Raw genomic sequence first — 20,585 nt, 5'->3', positions numbered from 1 at the left:
AGAGGGACAATATTAAGATCTTTACATGCTTCTGTTCTATTTACCTTTCATGATAGCGGTTTCTCTATACTCCTGCGGAGAGGATCCCGTCATCTTGCGGAAGAAGGAGGTGAAGTAGGACGGCGATTCAAACCCAAGCCTAAGGGCGATTTCGTTCACCTTCAGCTGCGTATGCACAAGCAGGTCGATCGCGGCATCCCTTCTCGCTTCGTTGATGTAATCGGACAGATTGCGCCCGGTCAGCTGCTTGTAAAAGCGGGAAAGGTAGGATGGGTTGAAATAAACGACTTCCGCGATGCGGGCAAGCGACAGATCGTTGCCCAAATTTTCGTTCACGAAACGGTGGACCCGCTCGACGATCCGGTGCTCGCTGTTCTCGATTTGCTCCTTCTTCATCCGGCAGATCAGCTCGCACAGCCGGATCAACTGCTCTTCGATCGCTCCCCATTCCGCCTCCGACTCAAAAACGGAAAGGCTTGCGAGCCGGACTTCATGCAGCGATTTATCGGAAAAATCCATTTTGTTAAGGGCGGACAAATAGACTAACAGAAGCGAATAATATCGCTCCTTCCCCAATACGTAGTTGGGGTTCGTCTCGTTTTTTAACGTGCCGACCAAATACCCGGTCAACGCGCTTGCTCCCTTCGCGTCGCCATCATCCAGACACTTCTCTAACGCATGAAGCTTTTTATGATAGTCGCCGGCTGAAGGGGCGGCGTATTTTCCGGCTTCCCCTTTGAACCATTCGTCCGACTGGTCCAGATCGATGACGGCCATCTCCGGTCCGAACGCAGCCCTCTGCTTGAACGCCGCTTTGATCAGATCGAACTCTTTTCCGATCTCATGCCTTTTTACCGCCCCCCTGCCCACGACAAACGATAGCGATATGCCCAGCTCGCTGCGGCAGCTGTTTTGCAACGGTTCCAGCATGCCCTTCAAATAATCGCCCAACGCCTGCCAGTCCGTTCCGCCGTCTTGCTCCGCAAATTTATGCAAGTCTGCATCCGCCGGCTGGACAAACCAGCAGAGAACGCTACGGTCATGGATAACCGTTTCCGATCTGATTTGCGAAGGCAGAAGCTCCGAGAACAAGTTCTGCACCGAATAATAAAGCTCCAACTTTCTCATATAAGTCGTTTTTTCCGGCCAGTGATCGACCATGCCCGCTAGCATAATCAAGGGTTCGCCAAGGTCGATAAGCAGGGATGGGCCGTCGTACCACTCGCTGCGTCCGATCGCCGCGACGTCGTCCCCGATCAGCAGCGCTTCAAAAAGCTCCTTTTTCAATAAAGGCTCCGCTACCGTCAGCTTCAGGCTGGCCCGTTTCAGCATATTCAGGTTCCGCCGCTCCTCCTCGAATTGATCGAGGACTGCGCTTACCGCTTTATGGATCACTTCGATCCCTTCCATTTTCAGGATGTAACTATCGACGTTTTTTTGAATCGCTTTATAGGCATAATCGAATTCGCTGTGACCGGTTAGCAGAATGACTCTGCAGGCAGGCCAATAATACAGAACATCGTCGATTAACTGCAGCCCGCTTTTTCCCGGCATCCGGATATCGCTGATAAGAAGGTCGATTTTTGTTTTTTTCGCGATTTCCAGCGCCTCGTCCGCCGAATAAGCTTTGCACAGGTCAAGCTCCCATTCTTCTTTTTCCTGGAAATGCTGCTGCAAGCCGTCTACAATGGCCGGCTCGTCGTCAACGATCAATAATCGGTACATGCCCATCAGACCCCTTTTCATCAAAATAAATGCCGATTTCCGCCTTTAATCCGCCCATTTCGCTTCGGGAGACGGAGATGCCGCTGCGATCGCCGAATTGCAGCTGAATTCTCCGGCAAACATTAACGAGTCCCGTTTTTTCGGGAATATGAGAGGCGTTGTCGAGTTTATTCCGCAGCTTAAGCAGCGAATCTTCCGTTAGCGCACTCCCGTCGTCCTCGACGACAATGGTCAAATAATTATCCTGGAAGGCCGCTTCCAAACGGACATGCCCGCGGCGCATCCCGTTTTCGAAGGCATGCTCGAACGCGTTCTCGACAAGCGGCTGCACGATGATGCGGGGGACTTCCACGGCTTTTACGGATTCGGGAAGCTCGGATGCTTCCACCTGAATCCGGTTGGAGAAGCGGATGCTCTGAATTTCGCAGTAGTCAAGCGCATGCCGGTACTCTTCCTCCAGCGCTACCGTATCCTTGCCGCTGCGCGTAATGAATTGATAATAGCCGCCGAGCTTCTGCGCCAATGTCGCAGAGCCTTCCATATCGCCGCTCCGGCATATCATATAAAGATTAAAGAAGCTGTTGTACAAAAAATGAGGGTTGATTTGAGACTGCAGCTGCTTCAATTCGGAATGCTGAAGAGCGATTTTTTGCTCGTAATTCTCATTGATGGATTGCCTCAGCTTGTCGACCATCTGGTCGAAATTCCGGTAGAGATAACCGAATTCATTATCGAGCTGCCGATTCCCGTGCGAGGCGATCAGATTGTCCGTTTCTAATTTTTTGAAAGCCCGAATCAGTTTTTTAAGAGGCTTATGGATCATCAAATTAACGGAGAACGAGAACATAATGACGATCGCAAGCGAAACGCAGGAAAAGAGGATAAACAAAACATTGAATTTTTTGAGCGGCTCGGTCACTTCGCGCTCGCTCATGTACGTATATAACGTCAATCCGAGGGTTCGGATATTCGAGCTGGTGACCATATAGTCGTGATTGCCGATCTTCATCCGGTGCAAGTCCATCGTCCGACCGGGTTCATGCTTCGCATGAATGGCTTTCATTTGTTCCACCGGATCGTCGGCTTTCGCCGAAATTACATGTTCGAATCCGTCATTTGCAAGCAGGGCGCCGGAATCCTCGTAGAACGCAATAAGATGCGACAACGTCTCCACGAGCTGCGGGACGGAGAGCTCCATGTATACAAGGATATTGCCGTTGTTGCCGGATTCGATAAAATACAATCTGCCGTCGTCATAATAGTATGGCTGTGCGGGTTGTGCGGGACTGTAGCTCGGCGTTATGGAAAACTGCGAATTCTTCGCGATTTCCTCGACGCCGTTCTTCGTTGAAATGGTTCTGCCGAGGGATTTGATATACGTGCCGACATCTACCAGGTAATCGCTTGAATCTTGAATCGTTACAAGACGCTCCCGGATTCGATTCACGAGCTGGAAATCTTCAAAGCCGTCAAGCTCTTCGCCCAGAAAGCTTAACTTCTGCAGGTCGGAATCGTTCATAAGATGCAGCTGCTGCTTGCGTACAAACGCAATCTGGTCGTCCAGCTGACTGGAATAGAAGGCGGCACTCGACAGGCTTGTATTGGCAAAGCCTTTTTTCATAAACGTTAGTCCCGACACATTCATCCATAAATTAATCAAATAAACCGGGATCATCATCGCCATGAACACGATAATGACCTTTTGATAGACGTGCAGGTTCGACCGTATGATTCGTTTCATCAAGGCTCGGCTCCTTTCCATCGAGAACGGTATGGATTCTCGAATCGCCCCGGAAATGTTCTGTACCTTTTACGACGCATCATAAGCAATGTCCTTCTTTTCGACATTCCGGCAAGTCTGTCTTCGCCAACCGACTCCTCGAACGATCAGAATTTCAAAAAAAAGAAAGCTGCCATTTACGCCGCTTCTCCTGCGTAAATGACAACTTTATTCGTTGGCGTGCTATACATTAATGAATCAATACTTCGCCACCATTTCCTTCAGCTCCGATAACAATTGATCCAGCTGCGCATACTCTTCCACCATGGCATGGATCTTAATATCCTGCGTTTCCATGCTGGCGTGCACCTCTTCAACCGATGCCATATTTTGCTCCGTCGTCGCGGCGATGCTCGTCATCTCATCGGCCATCGCCGCATAGCGCTCGTGCAAATGGCCAGCCGAGTCTCCGACCGCGTCCGAATGACGCTTCACCAGCTCCGTATTTTCGTTGATGCGCCCGATAAGCCGCTCCAGCTGACGAGACACGTCCCTGCTGGCCGTAACGGCGGTTTGTCCGCTTTCCACCTGCGCGTGAACGGCGCTGATTTGCGAACGGATGCCCGATAAAATGTCCGAAATCTCGTTCGTCGCGTTTCTTGCGTTGTCCGCAAGCTTGCGCACCTCGCCGGAAACGACGGCGAAGCCTTTGCCGTGCTCCCCGGCGCGCGCCGCCTCGATCGCCGCATTCAGCGCGAGCAGGTTCGTCTGCTCGGCAATGTCGCCGATCGTGCTGACGATGGAGCTGACCCTGTCGTTCTCCTCGTTCAGCCGGGTCATCATCGCCACCGTACGCGCCATCATCTCGCGTACGCGCTCCACTTCGGCGGCCAGCACGGCCATCTGCTCGCGGTTCTGCCCCGACAATTCGGCATTGTCCGCGGAATACCGCTGCAGCTGCTCCGTGCCGTCAAGCAGTTGCCTGACGGAAGCATCGATCGATTGCGTCGACTCGCTGACGTTCATGATCGTCCCCGTCTGCTTCTCGATCGCGGCCGACATTTCGGCGAACGTGGCCGTAACCTCCTTCGAGATGTCTCCGGTCGAGCGGACCGTCTGCTGCTGATTGCCGCTAAACTCGGTGAGAACCAGAATGGACGACTTCAGCTTGGCAAGAAGCTCCTCGGCCAAATCCTTCGAGACGAGCGCGTCGCGCTGCTTCTCCAGCACTTGCGCCTGAAGCCTCTGGCTGAAGTTCGCGGAAAATCCGAGGGCGGCCGTCGCGAAGATCAAGTACAGGTACAGATAGACAAGCGACTCTCCAGGGAACAGCCTCTCCTGAAGAACCGGGTCCAAATATAAGTGCGTGCTCAGAGCCGCGCCGAGAATGCCCGTAAAAATGATAGGCTTATAGTCGGCGTACAGCGTCACGATCGTCAAATTGATATAAACCAGGAAATACGTGCTCACGATCGGGTTCGGATCGGATACGATCAGCAGCGTTACGATCGCCGTCAATATGCATGGTATCAAATATTTGATATAACCGGACAGGATGCCCCGGTACGTCAGGACCGTGGCGACGCCGCACGAAGCGACGCCTACGCCGGCCAGAAGCAGGATCATCTCCGCCGGAAGCCCTATGGCCAAATCCGTCGCGATGCCAAGGGCCAGCAGGCTCCATACGATTTTGATCAGCAGCCGATTGCGTTTATCTATCTCCGTTAGCTCTCTCTTCATGACATTACCGCCTTCTTTTCATGGACTGTGTAGGTTTGGCTCGACGCTATCCCGACGATCCCGCGCGGCCCGTTGCGGTTACCGGATCCGAATAAGCAAGCCATGCGTAACGGGACTTGTTCCGGTACATTTGCTCCATATCGAATAAGACCGGAATGACGTCGTCGCCTTTATAAAAGGTTTTATCTCCGATTTTCTCCAACGGCACCCGGAACGTAACGCGCAGCGCCCGCAAAAATACCGGTTCAAGCAGCGACACGAAAAATTTGAACTGCAGCTTTTCCGCGAAGTAGACGGCCGAGGACAGCAGATCGGAAATATAGCGCCCGCGGTACGGCTTGAGAAGCGCCATTTTGTCGATTTCCGCGACTGCCCCTCCCGCCTGGACGACCTTCGGATGATCATGGAACGGGGCCGCTTCGTTAATCGGGCTTTCGGCTGCGCTGTACGGCTTAATTTCGGCCGTCCCTACGTAATGCCCTTCCTCCGTCACGACGACGAACCGTTCAAGCGCCCGATCCGAAAATTCCAGCTCAAACCCTTTCTCCTTCCAAACCGTCGTCCAGATGCCGTTAAACATCGCCAATTCCAGCTCATTCTCCACTCGCTTAAACATGCTCTCTCTCTTCCTTTCTCTCTATGTTCTCGCTTATGTCTGTGCAGGCAAAATAGGTCGGCAACCTTTGTTATCGGAATAATTAACCAGTAAATTTACCAAATTTACGGAAGTTTTATAAATCAGGGACAGATGACCTATATAATAATAGTCTTAATTTCCTATTCAATCATTCGATTGACAAGCCAATGACAACAAAAAAACCGTTATAAAGCGGAATCCCAAGTTCCCGCGCCGAAGCGAGGCTTTCGATGCATGCCGCCGCATCCGAAGGGCACATTTTTCTCCCGTTCGCCGGAATTAGGTTGTATACTGAATATACTAAGCACCAGAACGCCAACCACGAACCGGGAGAAGGAGCAGAGCCTTTGAAGAAACCGATACCGACCGAACATCTGTTTATGAAAATACGCAACTACGTCGAACACCTCGTCACAAGCCGCGAATTGCCGCCGGATGCCAGACTGCCTACCGAAACGCAGCTTGCGGAGCTGTTCGGCGTCAGCCGGTTAACGGTGAAGCGGGCGTTGTCCGAACTGGTGGATCGGGATCTCATCTATCGGATCAAAGGGAAAGGCACCTTCGTGACGAGCCGCGCCGAAGCGGCGTTATCGCCGGCCGGCGGCGCGGCGCCGCATGGTTCGCGCGATACGGACGCGGCGGAAAGGCCGCAGCCCGAGGGACCTTCCTCCTTCTCCCCGGCGGACGGCAAGCCCGATACGCCGTCCCCGGCCCCCGCAGAAGCGCCTAAAGTCCCGCTTCCTGCGGATCCGCCATCCGTCACGGAGCCATCAGCGCCAATGGTCACGGTCATCATGCCCGATCTGTTGTCGCGGTACGCCTCTTCGATCACCGAATCGCTATGCGACCGGCTGTCGGAACACGGCCTGCGGGTCGAGCTGCGGCTGACCCACATCGATTTGGAGCGCGAGAAGCGGGCCATCGTCGAGGCCGTGAGGAACGGGGCCAAAGGGATCGTCATCTTCCCTAGAACCGGCGAAATTTACAATGAAGAAATATTGCGGCTCAAAATCGAACGATTCCCGCATGTGCTCATCGACCGCTATTTGCGGGGAATCGACAATCACTCCGTCTGCTCCGACAATTACGACGGCGCGTACCGGGCCGTTCGCGGGCTGACCGACCTCGGTCATCGCCACATCGGCATTCTGTCGCACGATATCGGCGGAGTCGAGACGGTCGAAGACAGGCTGAACGGCGCGCTTAAGGCGATTCACGACGCCGGAGGTACACCTTATCCGCTCTGCAACATCGTCGGCAATTGGGCGTCGCTCAAGGGAGCCGTACCGGATGAGGGGCTGGTCGCCCAGGCCGAGCACTATTTCAGGCAGTACGAGAAGGTGACGGCCGTCGTCACGCTGAATCTGTCGACGGCCCTCCTCGTCGTCTATACGCTGAGAAGGCTCGAACGCCGCATCCCGGACGATCTGTCGATGATCACGTTCGATCAGCCGGGCAGTCCGATTCTGCACCATACCGCGCTTGCCTGCGTGGCGCAGGATCCGTACAAGATGGGAGAGATGGCGGCGGACGCGCTGGTGGAGTTGATGGAGGGCCGGCCGGTCGAGAAAAGGATGGTCGTTCCGGTAACGTTGATGGAAGGGGAGTCGGTCGGGCCGCCGAGAAGCGGATGAACCGTTAACAGGATCATATCCTGTTGGCGGTTTTTTGTTTTTCCTGCGATTGACTGACGGAGTAAGACCGATTACAATACGTGGTATAATTTGATAATATCATATTAAACATATTAGACTAAAAACTGCTATTTCAGAGGATCCGCTATCAACAAATTCATACCGTCACATCATCGAACAGTATCATTCAAACCCCAAAGAAGGCCAATTCTATCAACTTTCATCTTCTCTCTTCCCTGCAATTGACAGATAAGGATAATTGAATTATATTACTTACTATACATTGTTAACAATATATTTAATATAACAAATTGAATGGAGATTTTTATTCCAGTGAAAGCGATTCCAGTGAAAGCGCTTTAACAAATAGGCGTTCCGCGCCCTACCGATTCGAACGAAGGAGGATGCTTCCATGCGACAACAAGCCATTGTCGGCCGCCCGCAGCCGGACAACCGCCCGCTCCCCAAGCGGGGACGGCTGCACGAAGCGAAGAGAAAGCTCAAGAAGAACTGGATGCTGTATGTCATCATTTTTCCGCCCGTCGTCTATTTCCTCATTTGGCACTATTGGCCGCTGTACGGCGTGCAAATCGCGTTCAAGGATTTTATGCCCGCCAGAGGCATTATGGCCAGCCCGTGGATCGGCTTCGATCACTTCGAACGCTATTTCAATTCCTTCTACTTCTGGCGGCTGATCAAGAACACGGTCGGCATCAGCCTGTACGGGCTTCTCGTCGGCATCCCGCTCCCGATCCTCCTCGCGCTCATGTTCCACGAGCTTCGCTTCAAACGGCTGAGAGGGCTCGCCCAGACGATATCGTACGCGCCGAACTTCATCTCGGTCGTCGTCGCGGGAGGCATCATTTTATTTTTCATCCGCCCGGAGACCGGCGTGCTGAACGCCATCGTCAAAGCGTTCGGCGGCGAATCGATCAACTTCCTGGCCGAGGCGAAATATTTCTGGCACATCGTCGTCTGGTCGGACGTCTGGCAGGGCGTCGGATGGGGCTCCCTCATCTACTTTGCCGCCATGTCCGGCATATCGCCGGATCAATACGAGGCGGCGTATCTCGACGGAGCGAACAAGCTGCAGCGCATCTGGAACGTGACGCTCCCGAACATTTTGCCGACCATCGTCATCATCTCGATCTTAAGCATGGGCAACATCCTGAACGTCGGCTTCGAGAAAATATTGCTGCTCCAGACCGGCACGAACGCGTCGGCCTCCGAGGTCATCTCGACCTACGTCTACAAGAGCGGCATCCAGGGGGCGCAATACAGCTTCTCCGCCGCGATCGGCCTGTTCAACAACGTCGTCACGTTCATTCTGCTCATTCTCGTCAACGCCTTCGCCCGCCGGGTCGGCAATACGAGTCTATGGTAATTCATTAACGGAGGTGACCCCCGGCATGCTCGAAAACGTAAAGCGCACCCGCTTGGACCAAGCGCTCGACGCCGTCAATACGGCGGTGTTGATCATCGTCATCCTGCTTATCGCATACCCGCTCCTGTTCGTCGTCATCGCTTCGCTCAGCGACCCCGTCGCGATTTACAACGACCCGCTGAGGCTGTGGCCGGCCAAAGTGAATTTCGAGAGCTACAAAGCCGTCTTCGACAACAAAGACATCTGGCAAGGCTTCTTCAACTCGATTCTGTACACGACGATCGGCACGCTTGTCAATATCGTCATGACGACGCTGGCCGCTTACCCGCTGTCCCGGCGCGATTTTTACGGCAAATCGGCATTTACCTTTTACTTCGTGTTCACGATGTTCTTCTCGGGCGGCCTCATTCCGTCTTACTTGATCAACAAGCAGCTTCATCTGCTCGACACGTTCTGGGTCATGGTGCTGCCGATGGCCATGAGCGTCTACAACGCCGTCATCATGCGAACGTATTTTCAGACGAACATCCCGCAGGAGCTCGAGGAGAGCGCCCACGTGGACGGCTGCAACGACTTTCAAATTTTGTACAAAATCGTCCTTCCGCTCTCGGTCCCGATCATCGCCGTTCTCGTCCTGTTCTACGGGGTCGGCCATTGGAATTCCTACTTCCACGCCCTTGTCTACCTGCAAACGCGGGACCAATTCCCGCTGCAGCTCATTCTCCGCGAAATTCTCGTGCAGAACCAGTTCAAGGATATGGTCGGGGCGACGATGGTCGACGAGCGGTTCTCGGAGCGGATGGCCGTCATGGAAGGGATCAAGTACGCCGTCGTCATCGTATCCAGCCTTCCGCTGCTCGTCATCTATCCGATGATGTCGAGGTTTTTCAAGAAAGGGATACTGATCGGCTCGCTCAAGGGCTGATCGGCGAATAACCGGTTCCAGGCCGGCGGCGCGGTCCGCGGTACCGCCTCGTCCGCTGCGAATAGATGCAAGGCAAATGTCCGTTTTCACAATAATGGTAGAGGGGTTGAACGCATGAAGAAGAAAGCGTGGAAAGCATTCGCGGTCGGCTTGTCGCTTGCGGCCGTTACGGCCGGCTGCAGCTCGGGCGGCAACGGGGACGGCGGCAACGACGCCGAAGGAAGCGGAAACGGGAGCGGCAGCGAAGCCGTCACGATCCAGATGGCCAAGCGCATCTTCCCGGACATCGCGCCGGCGCCGCAAGATTTGTGGATGTGGAAGGAATACGAGAAGATGTCGGGCGTCAAGGTCGACTGGGTCGCCATTCCGGACGCGACGGTGGGCGAGAAGAAAAACTTGATGATGTCGTCGGGCGACTATCCGGAGGCGTTCTTCGGCTCGATGGGCTTCTCGATCGACGAGGTCGTCAAGTACGGCGCGCAGGGCATCTTCCTGCCCCTTGAGGAGCTGATCGAAACCAACGCGCCGAACCTCACGGATTTGTTCGCGAAATATCCGGAGATCAAAAAAGCCGTCACGGCGCCGGACGGTCATATTTATTCGCTCCCTTACGTCGATTCTTCCATAATGGACGCTTCGCTTCGCTATTATGTCAATCATACCTGGCTGACCAACCTGGGCCTCGAGCCGCCGCAGACGATCGACGAATTCACCGCGATGCTGAAGGAATTCCGCGACAAGGACGCGAACGGCAACGGCGACCCAAGCGACGAATATCCGCTTGCGTATCCGGGCAATATCGGCATGCTCGAGCAGCAGCTGTTCGGCAGCTTCGGCATGGGCAACGGCGGCCTGCAAGGCGCTTCCCAGTGGATCTACAAAGATACGGACGATCAGATCAAGCTGATCTTCACCGACGGGAAGTACCGCGAAGTATGGAAGTACATGGCGATGCTCTGGCAAGAGGAGCTGATGCATCCGGAGACGTTCACGAACATGGAGTACGGCAATTGGGTTGCGGCCGGCGCCAAAAATCAGGTCGGCGTATTCTCATGGGTATCGCCGAGCTACATCGGCGACAAGATGGTCGAGAGCTATGTCGGCGTCCACGCCCTGGAAGGACCGGGAGGAAGGATGCTGAACTGGATCGACAATCCCGCGCGCGGCGTGACGCAGTTCATGATCACCGACAAGAACAAGCATCCGGAGGAAACGATCAAGTGGATCGACTTCTGGTACGGCGAGGAAGGGGCGAACTTCGGCTTCTTCGGCAAGGAAGGCGTCACGTACAATATGGTCGACGGCAAGCCGAAATACATTGACGAAATCGCGAACTACGAGGGCGGGCAGCAGCTCGGCGCGCTGCAGTACGTCGATAACGTATACGGCGGCTTCTACCCGTATCTGGAGCCGGATGCCGTGATGCGCCGCGTCGTCAAGGGCGCGACGATGATGGACGAATTCCGGCAGACGCCGGAGGACGCCGAGAAATACGCGACCGGCGAGCGCTGGCCGAAGTTCATGCCGTCCGCCGAGGAAAGCGGCGAGACGATTCCGATTTTGACGGATATCAATCAGTACATTACGGAATCCCGCGTCAAATTCATTACCGGCGAGTGGGACATTAACGGCGCTCAGTGGGACGATTACGTCAAGACGCTGGAGCAAATGGGCGCGGGCCGCTACCTCGAAATCAAGAAAGCGCAGTACGAGCGTTACTCGAACTCGTAAGTCAGCTAGGAGCGCCTCCGTCTGCGGCCGCTAGCGGAGGCGCTTCTATTCGCAAAGCGGGTTACTACCGGGGGCGTCATCCGTTTGCTATAATCGAAAAAGCAAGATTGCGGCGACAGCTGCAAGTTCGCCATAACCAAGGAGGCCGTGCAAGTGAGTGAACAAAGCGCCGTAAACGAGAAATCGACGTCCGGGAATCCGCTGTTTCCCGGATGGTACGCGGATCCCGAGGGCCGCGTGTTCGAAGGCAAGTATTGGATTTATCCGACCTATTCCGCGCCTTATAACGACCAAACCTTCTTCGACGCCTTCCATTCGACCGATCTGGTGAACTGGACGAAGGCGGAGCGGATATTGGAGATGAAGAGCATCGCTTGGGCATGGCGGGCGCTATGGGCCCCGTCGCCGATCGAGCGAGGCGGCAAATATTATTATTACTTCGCCGCGAACGACATTCAAAGCGACGATGAAATCGGCGGGATCGGCGTCGCCGTCGCCGACCGGCCGGAAGGGCCTTACCGCGACGCGATCGGCAAGCCGCTGATCGGCAAGTTCCATCATGGCGCGCAGCCGATCGATCCCCACGTATTCATCGACGACGACGGCAGCGCCTACCTTTATTACGGCGGCTGGGGCCACTGCAACGTCGTGAAGCTGAACGATGATATGATCAGCATCGGGACGTTCGAGGACGGGGAAACGTTCAAATCCGTCACACCCGACAAGTTCGTCGAAGGGCCTTGCATGATCAAGCGGAACGGCTCTTATTATTTCATGTGGGCCGAGGGCGGCTGGGGCGGGCCCCACTACTCCGTCGCTTATGCGAGATCGGATTCGCCGCTCGGGCCGTTCGAACGCGTCGGCAAAATCCTGCAGCAGGACCCGGAGGTGGCGACCGGAGCCGGGCATCACGGCATGCTGCAGGTGCCGGGCACCGATGAATGGTATATCGTCTATCACCGTCGCCCGCTGACCGAGACCGACGCCAATCACCGGGTCGTCTGCATCGACCGGCTCTATTTCGAGGAAGACGGAAGCATCCGGCCCGTTCGCATGACGCATGAGGGCGTCGGTGCGCGCAGCCTTCATTCTGGGAATTAATCCTGCGAGATATTCAAAATTCAGTTGTGACGAAGCCGCGCTCCCCTATCGGCTTCGTCACGGCTTGCTTGTCGTCCGGTCCTCCTTTTCTTTACTTAACAATACGTCGGCCGTCTGCGCGGAACTAGGCAGCCGAGAATTGCGCCTTTTTCTTGACGTTCGTGAAAATAACGAACCGGTACCGCCCAGCCGCCCTCCACGATTATAAAGCCTGGCGCCCGATGCTCTTCCTCGATTCTTCCTCGATATTCGCTCGATCGTTCGACCTGTATAACTCCTATCTTGCTGGTCCCTCGTCAGCTAATTCCAACGTCCTCTAGTTCTCCAAACAATCGTTCGTCCGATTCCTACGCGTGAATCATCCTTTACGCGCCAATCAGCCGGAATGCTCTCTATGCCTGCAATTGTGCATCTTCAGAAAAGCGTTTGCCTGACGATTCCGTACTGCCTGCGTAAATACAGGCTTTTGAAGCCTAATAGGCATGCTGTTACCGAGTCACGCCTAGATTGCTGCACATTCGCAGCTATTTACTTACATTATCCGAAATGACGAGAAAAAGCCTGCACTTTGGCAGTTTGCCGCCGGTTAAATGATTAAGTAAGTTCCTAAGCAGTAACCGTACTACTCTCAATCAAGCATACAAGTTATAATCGATGTTGAACATATACCAGACGGATTATGGAGAGGAGCAAGCACACATGACCACAAAAGAAGAAATATTGCAAGCGTTCCGGTTCAGGCACGCCTGCAAGGAGTTTGACGGCGGGAAGAAAATCAGCGAAGAGGATTTCGGATTTATTCTGGAAACGTGGCGGCTGTCTCCGACCTCCTTCGGCTTCGAGCCCGGGAAGCTACTTATATTGCAAAATGCCGAGCTGAGGCAGAAACTGCTGCCTGTTACCTGGGGAGCCCGGCGGACTTTGCCTACAGCCAGCCACTTCGTCATCATTCTGGCCCGCGAAGCCCAAGCGTTGGCGCCGGATTCCGGCCATATTGCGCACATGATGAACGATATCCAGCAATTGCCGGAGGAAGTCGGGCAAGGAAAAAAAGCCATGTATCGCAAATTTCTGGAGCATGATTTCCGAATCGCCGATAACGAGGAAGCCGTATTCGGTTGGGCTGCGCGCCAGACCTATATCGCTCTTGGCAATATGATGACCGCCGCGGCGCAGATCGGTATCGATTCCTGCCCGATTGAAGGATTCGAGAAAGCCGCGGTCGAGAGCTTGTTGACGGAGGAGGGCGTGCTGAATGATGCGGAATTTGGCGTCGCCTGCATGGTCGCATTCGGATATAGAATCAAGGAGCCTCGGGAGAAAACAAGGCAGCCGCTGGAGCAATCGGTCGCCTGGGTCGATTAAGGCGCAGCCCGGAACCGGTCTAGGAGCGGACGATAAGCGGAAACACGGAATCAAATTCAGAACGTATATGGACGGCTGCGGCATCCGAAATACGTTCTTTTTTTTGTGGATCCGATGACGCGGCAACGTGACGATATTTCCATCCCTCAGAGCTGAGACGATGAGATGAACATGGCTGGATGGAATAACAACCGGAAGCGGTCGACCGCAAATCGCTGGCTTAGCATGCCACGGAATGAATGCGCCATTGTAAAATAAGGATGACTCCCTTGGCGCGGAGTCATCCTTTGGAACGTCAGGTCGCAGCCGGCGAGCGATAGAGCACCGGCCATGCTTCGCCTTCGAAGCGCTCCCCTTCCCTGCCGTTCATCATTTGGGCGTTGAAATGTCCGTCCCCTCTCTTATCGTATTTGTATCTCGTTTCGCCGGTCATCAGGTGAACGGCCATCGAACGGCGGGCCATGTCCGTTACGTTCGCTCCGCTGCCGTGGATGGTGAGCGCGTGGTGGAAGCTCACTTGACCGGCCTTCATGACGAGCGGAACGGTCTCGAACTTCTCGTCGTCCGGAATATCCATCGCTTCCTTCTGCTTCTCCAAGTTTTGCTCGAAAAAGTCGTTCACGTTCAGCAGGCCCCATCGATGGCTGCGGGGCACGGCCTGCATGCAGCCATTCGACAGATCGACGTCAGTGAACGCCACCCAGGCGGTAATCAGCGTCGGCTCCTGGCAGCACTGCCAATAGACGTAGTCCTGATGCCAGCCGACGTTCGCGGTTTCCTTGCCCGTGCCTCGGCCCGGCTTGTAAAGAAGCTGGTCGTGGAACAGGCGGATGGTCTCCGCATCCATGAGCTTTGCCGCGATCGCCCCGATCGTAGCGTCGGTCGCCACTTGGCGAAGCGTCAAGTCCGACCAGTGGGAATTATCCGTTTTGCGCAGCGCCCGCGGGTTATCCTTCCCTTCCAGCCAGTTGCATACCGGCTCCCTTCCCGTTTCGTAAATGCCTCCGTACATCATGTCCTGATGCCGAATAATTTCCGTAAGTTCCCGCTCCGTGAAGATGACGGGCGACACCCAATAACCGTTTTCCTTAAACAACGCAGCGTCCTGCTCTTTCGGCAGCGCATGCTCCCGCACTTCGTTCCCCATTGTCATGATCAGCACCTCTTGTCATTAGATTGTTTTAACCTTATGATCATTGTAAGCGCGATACAAGACATTGTCTTTGTTGATTCCGCGCATAGATTTAAACATTTCGATCATGTTGATCAAGAGGGGGAGACGGATTGAGCGAGAACGACACGCTTCACGCCCGCGCGCCCGCGCCGAAGCATACGCATGTTGTTCATACGGATACGGAATTCCGAATCGAGCTGCCCTTCGGCCCGGAGCCGAGCAGCCTGTTCTACGTCGGGATCAACCATGCCCAAAATTGGAGCACGTCGACGCATTACCACGATCATTACGAGCTCTGTTACCTGGACGGAGGTGATTGTCCATACAAAATCGACGAGACGCTCTACGACGTCCATGCCGGCGAGCTGCTCGTCACGAAGCCGGGCGAGCTGCATTTCGGACTGGCCGGCGAGCAGTCGCCGTTCAAGCTGTATTACGTCGGGTTTGCCTTAACGGGAATGCCCGAGCTGCAAGCCGAGTTTTACCGCGTCGGCCTTCACCGCGTCGCCAAGGACTCGGGCGGACAGGTCAAGTCGCTATTCGATCGCATCATCGGCGAGGTGCAGGAGCCTCATTATTTGGGACGGGCCATGGCGGAGGGGCTGTTCCGGCAGCTGCTCGTTCAGACGCTCCGGCTGCTTCGGGACTCGGTGCTGACCGGCGAAGCGCAGCCTAAGCCGCTGCAGCCGGCCATCACCGACGTCATCAACCGTCTTCACCGCGATATCCGCTATGACCATGACCTGGACGAGCTCGCCCGCTCCATCCCGATCAGCCGCTCCCATCTCGCGCGCGAGTTCAAAAGCGCGGTCGGCGTCCCAATCGGCAAATACATCCGCAATTTGTGCATGGACAAAGCCAAGTCCGAGCTGCGCGGAACGGCAAAGCCGGTCACGCAAATCGCCGATGAGCTCGGATTCTCTTCCATCCACACCTTCAGCATCTTCTTCAAGCGCTTTGCCGACCGCTCGCCCTCGGATTACCGGCATGCCGGACGGGACGGCTGATTGATGCGGTCCCATCCGATGCTTTATTCCAAAATGCGATTGCCGGAATCGCCCTTGCTGCGCCGTCCTAAGCTTTCGGAATTTTCAGCACCGTGCCGGCTTTCAGGTCATCCCGATTATCGATATGATTGTAATCCGCAATCAGCTTCACGTACTTGTCGGAGCCGTAATAGATTTTGGAGATGCTATAGAGCGTCTCGCCGCTTTTAACGGTATGATCGGATGTCTCGTAATCGGGCAAAGACGCTGCTTCGTCATTTTTTTCATCCGGCTTGTCGTTTTTCAAGGACGGAATGCGAAGGTTGGTGCCTGCTTTCAAGCCGGCATGTTTATCCAGCTTGTTTTCTTTCGCGATATCATCCGCATATTCCGCCGATTTAAAGAACATTCTCGAAATGCCCGACAGCGTATCGCCCGCTTGGATCAGATAGGTAGCCGGCAAATTAATACTCGAATAGTCTTTCTCTTCCTGCCGGCCGCCGTCTTTCGAGCCGGACGTTGACGGCAATGCCGGAATGTTAAGCGTGTCGCCGACTTGCATATCGTTGACAAACACGATTTGATTATGCTTTGCCAGCAGCGCGTAATATTCCTTGGATTGATAGAACTTCTCCGATATCAAGCTCAGCGTATCGCCTTTCCGGACAACGTAGGTAGTTGGAAGCTTCACCGTCTCGGCAGGGGCTTGCGTTGGTTCTTCCGTCCGTTCCGGCTCAGGCGTCTCTGTCGGCCCGGCGGTTGCGGAAGGAGCAGGCTCTGGCTCTTCCGTCGCATCGCCGTAATCCACCGCAGACGCTTGTTCCTCCTCGCTGTCAACGGTTCCGGCCGGGATCGGTTCATCCGCCGAGTGCTCGATTCCGTCATTCCCGTTAGGAAGGGAATCCGGATCGGAGGGCTCGCCGATTCCGTTCTGCCCATCGGCCTGCTCGGCATTCCCGGCAAGCGGAAGCTCGGAATCGGCTTTATTCGTAATGTTGCCGTACAATGCTCCGCAAATGCCGGCAAGAATAATGACGACCGCCAGATAGATGACGAGATTGGTTTGCTTCAACGATGCCCGGCTGCCTTTGGAAAGCCTGCTGCTGCGTGTGGTTCTCTTATCCAAAACGTAATCTTCCCCTTTGCTCTAAGCTATCTCCTATTCTATCGGACGCATTGAACCCTATGGAATGGGCCTAAACGGCCAATTCATTCGTCCGCGATATGCTCCGTACGCCTTCTCGCTCGTCGACGTGCTGCAAGAGCCTAAGCTTCCGCCGGTTTGGATGGAGCTCGCCTGACAAGAGCGCGGCGAACGCCGGGAAGTCTCTAAAGTCAGATCCGTTCGCTTGAGCTTGATATCGTAAATATAGCAAGAAACGGCGGTGCAGGGACGATCCCCGCGCCGCCGTTTCTTGCTAATATCGGTTTCTCCTTGTCAGGAATGAATTTCATAAACTGAACCGATGAGCGAAAGACTGAAATCGGCGAATTCGTTCGAACATTATGTATACGTGAATGCGCATCGCGACCGGCCGGAGCCGAATTACTATTTAACCATGTTCGACTCGTGCTTATGCGAAAGGCGGAGATCCCGTCTGCTGAGGAAATCGGCCTACCACTTCGCAAGAAGGAGGCGCTCCGCCTAAAGAAACAAGCGGCCGGCCTTGCACAGCCATTCAGGCTTTACAAGGCCGACCGCACTTCATTCGTCCATAGCAATTTCCGCAATTTCTTCCCTGTTCAAATGTCACCTGCATTCTACCCGTGAAACGCCCTCCAAAACGCCCCTTCCGTATCGATCAGCTCCATAATTTGCCCGAAAGGAATCGTGAAGGTCGGGAAGCCCGCCGCGTACGGACCGATATCGTAAGGCGCGAAATACAGATGAAGCGCGTCCTCCGTGACGTAAAACGGCTGATCCGGGCGTATGCCGGTATAGCTGTCCGGGAACACGTACGAATACTGCGGATCTTCCTTGATTTGCTTGCCGACGATGTCGCTGAGCGCCTTGACGTAATCGCTGCCCGGCTTGAACAAGTCCTTCAGCGCGTACATGCGGCCGCTTCCCAAATCGACGATCGCGTACGTTTGAGTCGGCATGCCGTGCGCCGCGCCGAACGGATAATGATAGCCGTCCAGCCGCAGCTCGAGCAGCTTATTCTTGTAAAAGGCGACGTCGAAATCGCCGGTATACGAATAATCGAGCTTTCGGTCTCCGGGTATCGGCTTCACCTGCGACAGCTCCTTCAGCTGGTTGTTGACCGTCCGCTGCGCCGCCTGGTCCGTCATCCCTCCGACCTGCGGATAATAAACGAGGTAATCCGGATTCGGCTTGTATTTCTCCTCCTTCACCCGATAAGGCGACCGGAGCGGGATAATCGTGTTTTGCTTCCAGATTACGTCTCCCGCCCGGTTCATGTAAGAGAGCCGTCGGTCGACGAACGCCTTGATCAAGCCGCCTTCCTCCAGCGTAAGCTCGCCGCTGCCGTTCACGCGCGGATAGCCTCTTGCCGGCTTGCCGCCTCGATCGATCAGCATCGTCTCCCGCGCGTCCGTCGCCGAAGCGAGACCGTCTTCCCGAAACTCGGTCACGTCGTTATACAGGAAATCCGACAGCAGCTTGCCGTGCCGATCCGCAATCGCGTACATCGACCCGAGGAAGGGCTGCTCGGGATCGACCGCGCGGCCCAGCGCGAAGCGTTCCTCGCCGAGGTCCCGAATATCGTTGTAGGCCGGCTTGACGACGAACTCGCCCTTCTCGTCGATTACGCCGTAAGCCGATTTGTAATCCTCTGCCGTGTTGACGATCGCCCGGCCGTCGCGAAACGGGAACGCCGACGTATAGGCCGGCTGGAGCACGACCGTGCCGCGCTCGTCGATGTAGCCGTATTTGCCGGCCATATCCGACTGGAAAGCGAGCCGGCCGTCCCCTAAAGGCCCGACGTAGGCTAGCGGATAGGTCGCCAGTCGGCTGCCGTCCGGCCCGATGAGCGCGTACTCCTTGTCTTTGATTTTGACGACGGCCTTGCCGTCCTCGAAGTCGTTCGCTTCCTCGTATTGCGCGGGAATCGCCTCATTCCCATCCGAGTCCAGATAGCCGTACCGGCTGTCCCCGCCGCCCTCGCCGTTGCCCGCGACATAGAAAACCGCTCTTCCGTCCTTCATGCTCGAAATATACGAATAAGCTTTCCGCGTCAGCACGGTTCCCGCTTCATCGATCAACCGGAAGCCCTGGCCGTCGATCACGACCGCCCGGCGCTCCGAGAACGGGTTGATCGACTCGTAGTTCGGCGGCACAACGTAATGCGCGGTCGCATCGATGATGCCGGCACGACCGTCCTCCCGGACGATCGCGAGCCCGTTTTCCTGAAAATCGCCGGCGTCGTCATAACGGGGCTGAATTGCCATTCGTCCGCCTTCGTCGATGTAGCCCCATTTGGTCCCTTCCGCCGTCTTCACCGATGCCGGAAACAGCCCCACGACGCGCGGCGCGGACGTCGGATCGATCAGCTGGCTGGCGGCCCGCCCCATCACCGCACGGTTACGCGCGTCCGTTAACAAATCCCCGTAAGCCGTCAAGTCCGGATTGCCGCGCATGACCCGCTCGTAGTAGCGAACGACGCCCGGAAAATAAAACGGATAGACGTCCGGCGCGGTCATGAACGCCCCCTTATTCCACCGCATCACCTCGATGCGGTAAGCGTCGCCCGCATCGCGGGACCAAAGCGCGATCTCTGCTTTGCCGTCGCGCCCGCCGGCGCCCGGCATATCGCCCGCTTCCAGGAAGGTGTAGCTCAAATCGGCGGGCGCAACGTCCTCCAGCCCCTTCCTCGTCCACTCGTACACCGACAGCTTCGACCGCGCCTCGCCCGTCTTCCAGCCGACGATCAAATTGTTCCGGCCGGCTCTCGTTACGGGAGCCGCCGCCAGCAGCGTCACGCCGCATCCAGAGCCTCTCGCATTCGCTTTCGCCGCCCAAGCGCCGTCCACGCATTTCAACACCTGCATATAAAGCTCGCCGTTCAAGCAATAGGCTGCCGCAACTTCCGGCACCCTGTCCCCGGCGATGTCGGCGGCGATCACCGCCGCGCGCGCCGAGCGCCCGCCCAGCATCATGAGCCTCGCCCCGTCAGGCAAATGAGCGCTGGCCAGCTGCATCAGCTTCGATGGATCGTAAACAGCCATGTTGGCACCCTCCCCGTCTCATGCGTTCTTCGCCTAATCGTATGCGAGCTGGCGGAAGTTATGCTCGTCACGGCAGAAAACGGCAGAAATATTGGAGAAAGTCTTCACTTACCCGGCATTTCGGCACCATCGCACCATCGCAAGCCCAGGTTTGACAACGCCGCTCAGCTGAGCGGCTTATGCCGACTTTAGTAGAGTAAAGGGCTGGGGTGACCAGCCCCTCCTCATCAAACCGTACGTGCGGTTTTCCCGCATACGGCTTTCCGATGCTCTTC

General features: G+C 55.5%; 15 protein-coding genes. 7 read left to right on the top strand and 8 right to left on the bottom strand.

Going from position 1 to position 20,585, the window contains the following annotated elements:
- Positions 1–36 precede the first annotated feature (36 nt).
- From IDH41_RS04740 to IDH41_RS04725, 4 genes are all read right to left on the bottom strand, one after another.
- On the bottom strand, positions 37–1,725 hold the full coding sequence (locus tag IDH41_RS04740) for a response regulator (protein ID WP_190858772.1): 1,689 nt from the start codon (positions 1,723–1,725) through the stop codon (positions 37–39).
- Positions 1,703–3,466 carry a sensor histidine kinase gene (locus IDH41_RS04735; protein ID WP_190858770.1) on the bottom strand — a complete coding sequence of 588 codons (1,764 nt, stop codon included), beginning with the start codon at positions 3,464–3,466 and terminating at the stop codon, positions 1,703–1,705. Before IDH41_RS04735 ends, IDH41_RS04740 begins: the two co-directional genes overlap by 23 nt.
- A 237-nt stretch (positions 3,467–3,703) precedes the next feature.
- A complete protein-coding gene (locus IDH41_RS04730) occupies positions 3,704–5,185 on the bottom strand; it encodes a methyl-accepting chemotaxis protein (protein WP_190858768.1) in 1,482 nt (493 codons plus the stop codon).
- Between the two features lie 46 nt (positions 5,186–5,231).
- Positions 5,232–5,801 carry a hypothetical protein gene (locus IDH41_RS04725; RefSeq protein ID WP_190858766.1) on the bottom strand — a complete coding sequence of 190 codons (570 nt, stop codon included), beginning with the start codon at positions 5,799–5,801 and terminating at the stop codon, positions 5,232–5,234.
- 368 nt (positions 5,802–6,169) lie between these two features.
- Here IDH41_RS04725 and IDH41_RS04720 point away from each other — a divergent pair, with 368 nt between their 5' ends.
- The 6 genes from IDH41_RS04720 (at position 6,170) to IDH41_RS04695 (ending at position 13,962) form a co-directional block, all read left to right on the top strand.
- Positions 6,170–7,456 (top strand): GntR family transcriptional regulator, encoded by a 1,287-nt coding sequence (locus IDH41_RS04720; RefSeq protein WP_190858764.1) that lies wholly within the window; start codon positions 6,170–6,172, stop codon positions 7,454–7,456.
- A 412-nt stretch (positions 7,457–7,868) separates the two neighbouring features.
- Positions 7,869–8,840, top strand: a complete 972-nt coding sequence (locus IDH41_RS04715) for an ABC transporter permease (RefSeq protein WP_190858763.1) — start codon at positions 7,869–7,871, stop codon at positions 8,838–8,840.
- A gap of 25 nt (positions 8,841–8,865) precedes the next feature.
- Complete coding sequence (locus IDH41_RS04710) at positions 8,866–9,765, top strand: carbohydrate ABC transporter permease (protein ID WP_190858761.1); 900 nt, start codon at positions 8,866–8,868, stop codon at positions 9,763–9,765.
- 114 nt (positions 9,766–9,879) lie between these two features.
- Positions 9,880–11,496 (top strand): extracellular solute-binding protein, encoded by a 1,617-nt coding sequence (locus tag IDH41_RS04705; protein ID WP_190858759.1) that lies wholly within the window; start codon positions 9,880–9,882, stop codon positions 11,494–11,496.
- 153 nt (positions 11,497–11,649) lie between these two features.
- Positions 11,650–12,597: a glycoside hydrolase family 43 protein gene (locus IDH41_RS04700; protein WP_317890679.1), complete on the top strand. Its 948-nt coding sequence runs from the start codon at positions 11,650–11,652 to the stop codon at positions 12,595–12,597.
- Between the two features lie 699 nt (positions 12,598–13,296).
- Positions 13,297–13,962, top strand: coding sequence for an NAD(P)H-dependent oxidoreductase (locus IDH41_RS04695; protein ID WP_190858755.1), 666 nt, complete (start codon positions 13,297–13,299; stop codon positions 13,960–13,962).
- 295 nt (positions 13,963–14,257) lie between these two features.
- On the opposite strand, the gene IDH41_RS04690 is transcribed toward IDH41_RS04695, so the two are convergent.
- Positions 14,258–15,115, bottom strand: coding sequence for a phytanoyl-CoA dioxygenase family protein (locus IDH41_RS04690; RefSeq protein ID WP_190858754.1), 858 nt, complete (start codon positions 15,113–15,115; stop codon positions 14,258–14,260).
- 131 nt (positions 15,116–15,246) lie between these two features.
- On the opposite strand from IDH41_RS04690, the gene IDH41_RS04685 reads away from it, so the two are divergent.
- Complete coding sequence (locus tag IDH41_RS04685) at positions 15,247–16,143, top strand: helix-turn-helix transcriptional regulator (RefSeq protein WP_190858752.1); 897 nt, start codon at positions 15,247–15,249, stop codon at positions 16,141–16,143.
- A gap of 67 nt (positions 16,144–16,210) precedes the next feature.
- On the opposite strand, the gene IDH41_RS04680 is transcribed toward IDH41_RS04685, so the two are convergent.
- The 3 genes from IDH41_RS04680 to IDH41_RS31205 all read right to left on the bottom strand — a co-directional run.
- Entirely contained in the window at positions 16,211–17,248 is a 1,038-nt protein-coding gene (locus tag IDH41_RS04680) for a LysM peptidoglycan-binding domain-containing protein (RefSeq protein WP_190858750.1), read from the bottom strand.
- 635 nt (positions 17,249–17,883) lie between these two features.
- Positions 17,884–20,310 (bottom strand): WG repeat-containing protein, encoded by a 2,427-nt coding sequence (locus tag IDH41_RS04675; protein ID WP_190858748.1) that lies wholly within the window; start codon positions 20,308–20,310, stop codon positions 17,884–17,886.
- 67 nt (positions 20,311–20,377) lie between these two features.
- Positions 20,378–20,585: hypothetical protein (locus IDH41_RS31205; protein ID WP_223829453.1), on the bottom strand; the 208-nt coding region annotated here is incomplete at its 5' end.

Origin of the sequence: Paenibacillus arenilitoris, from assembly GCF_014705655.1 — a bacterium.
Taxonomy (GTDB): domain Bacteria; phylum Bacillota; class Bacilli; order Paenibacillales; family Paenibacillaceae; genus Pristimantibacillus; species Pristimantibacillus arenilitoris.
Note: the sequence above shows the minus strand (reverse complement) of the source record. Positions and strands in the feature narration are given on the sequence as shown.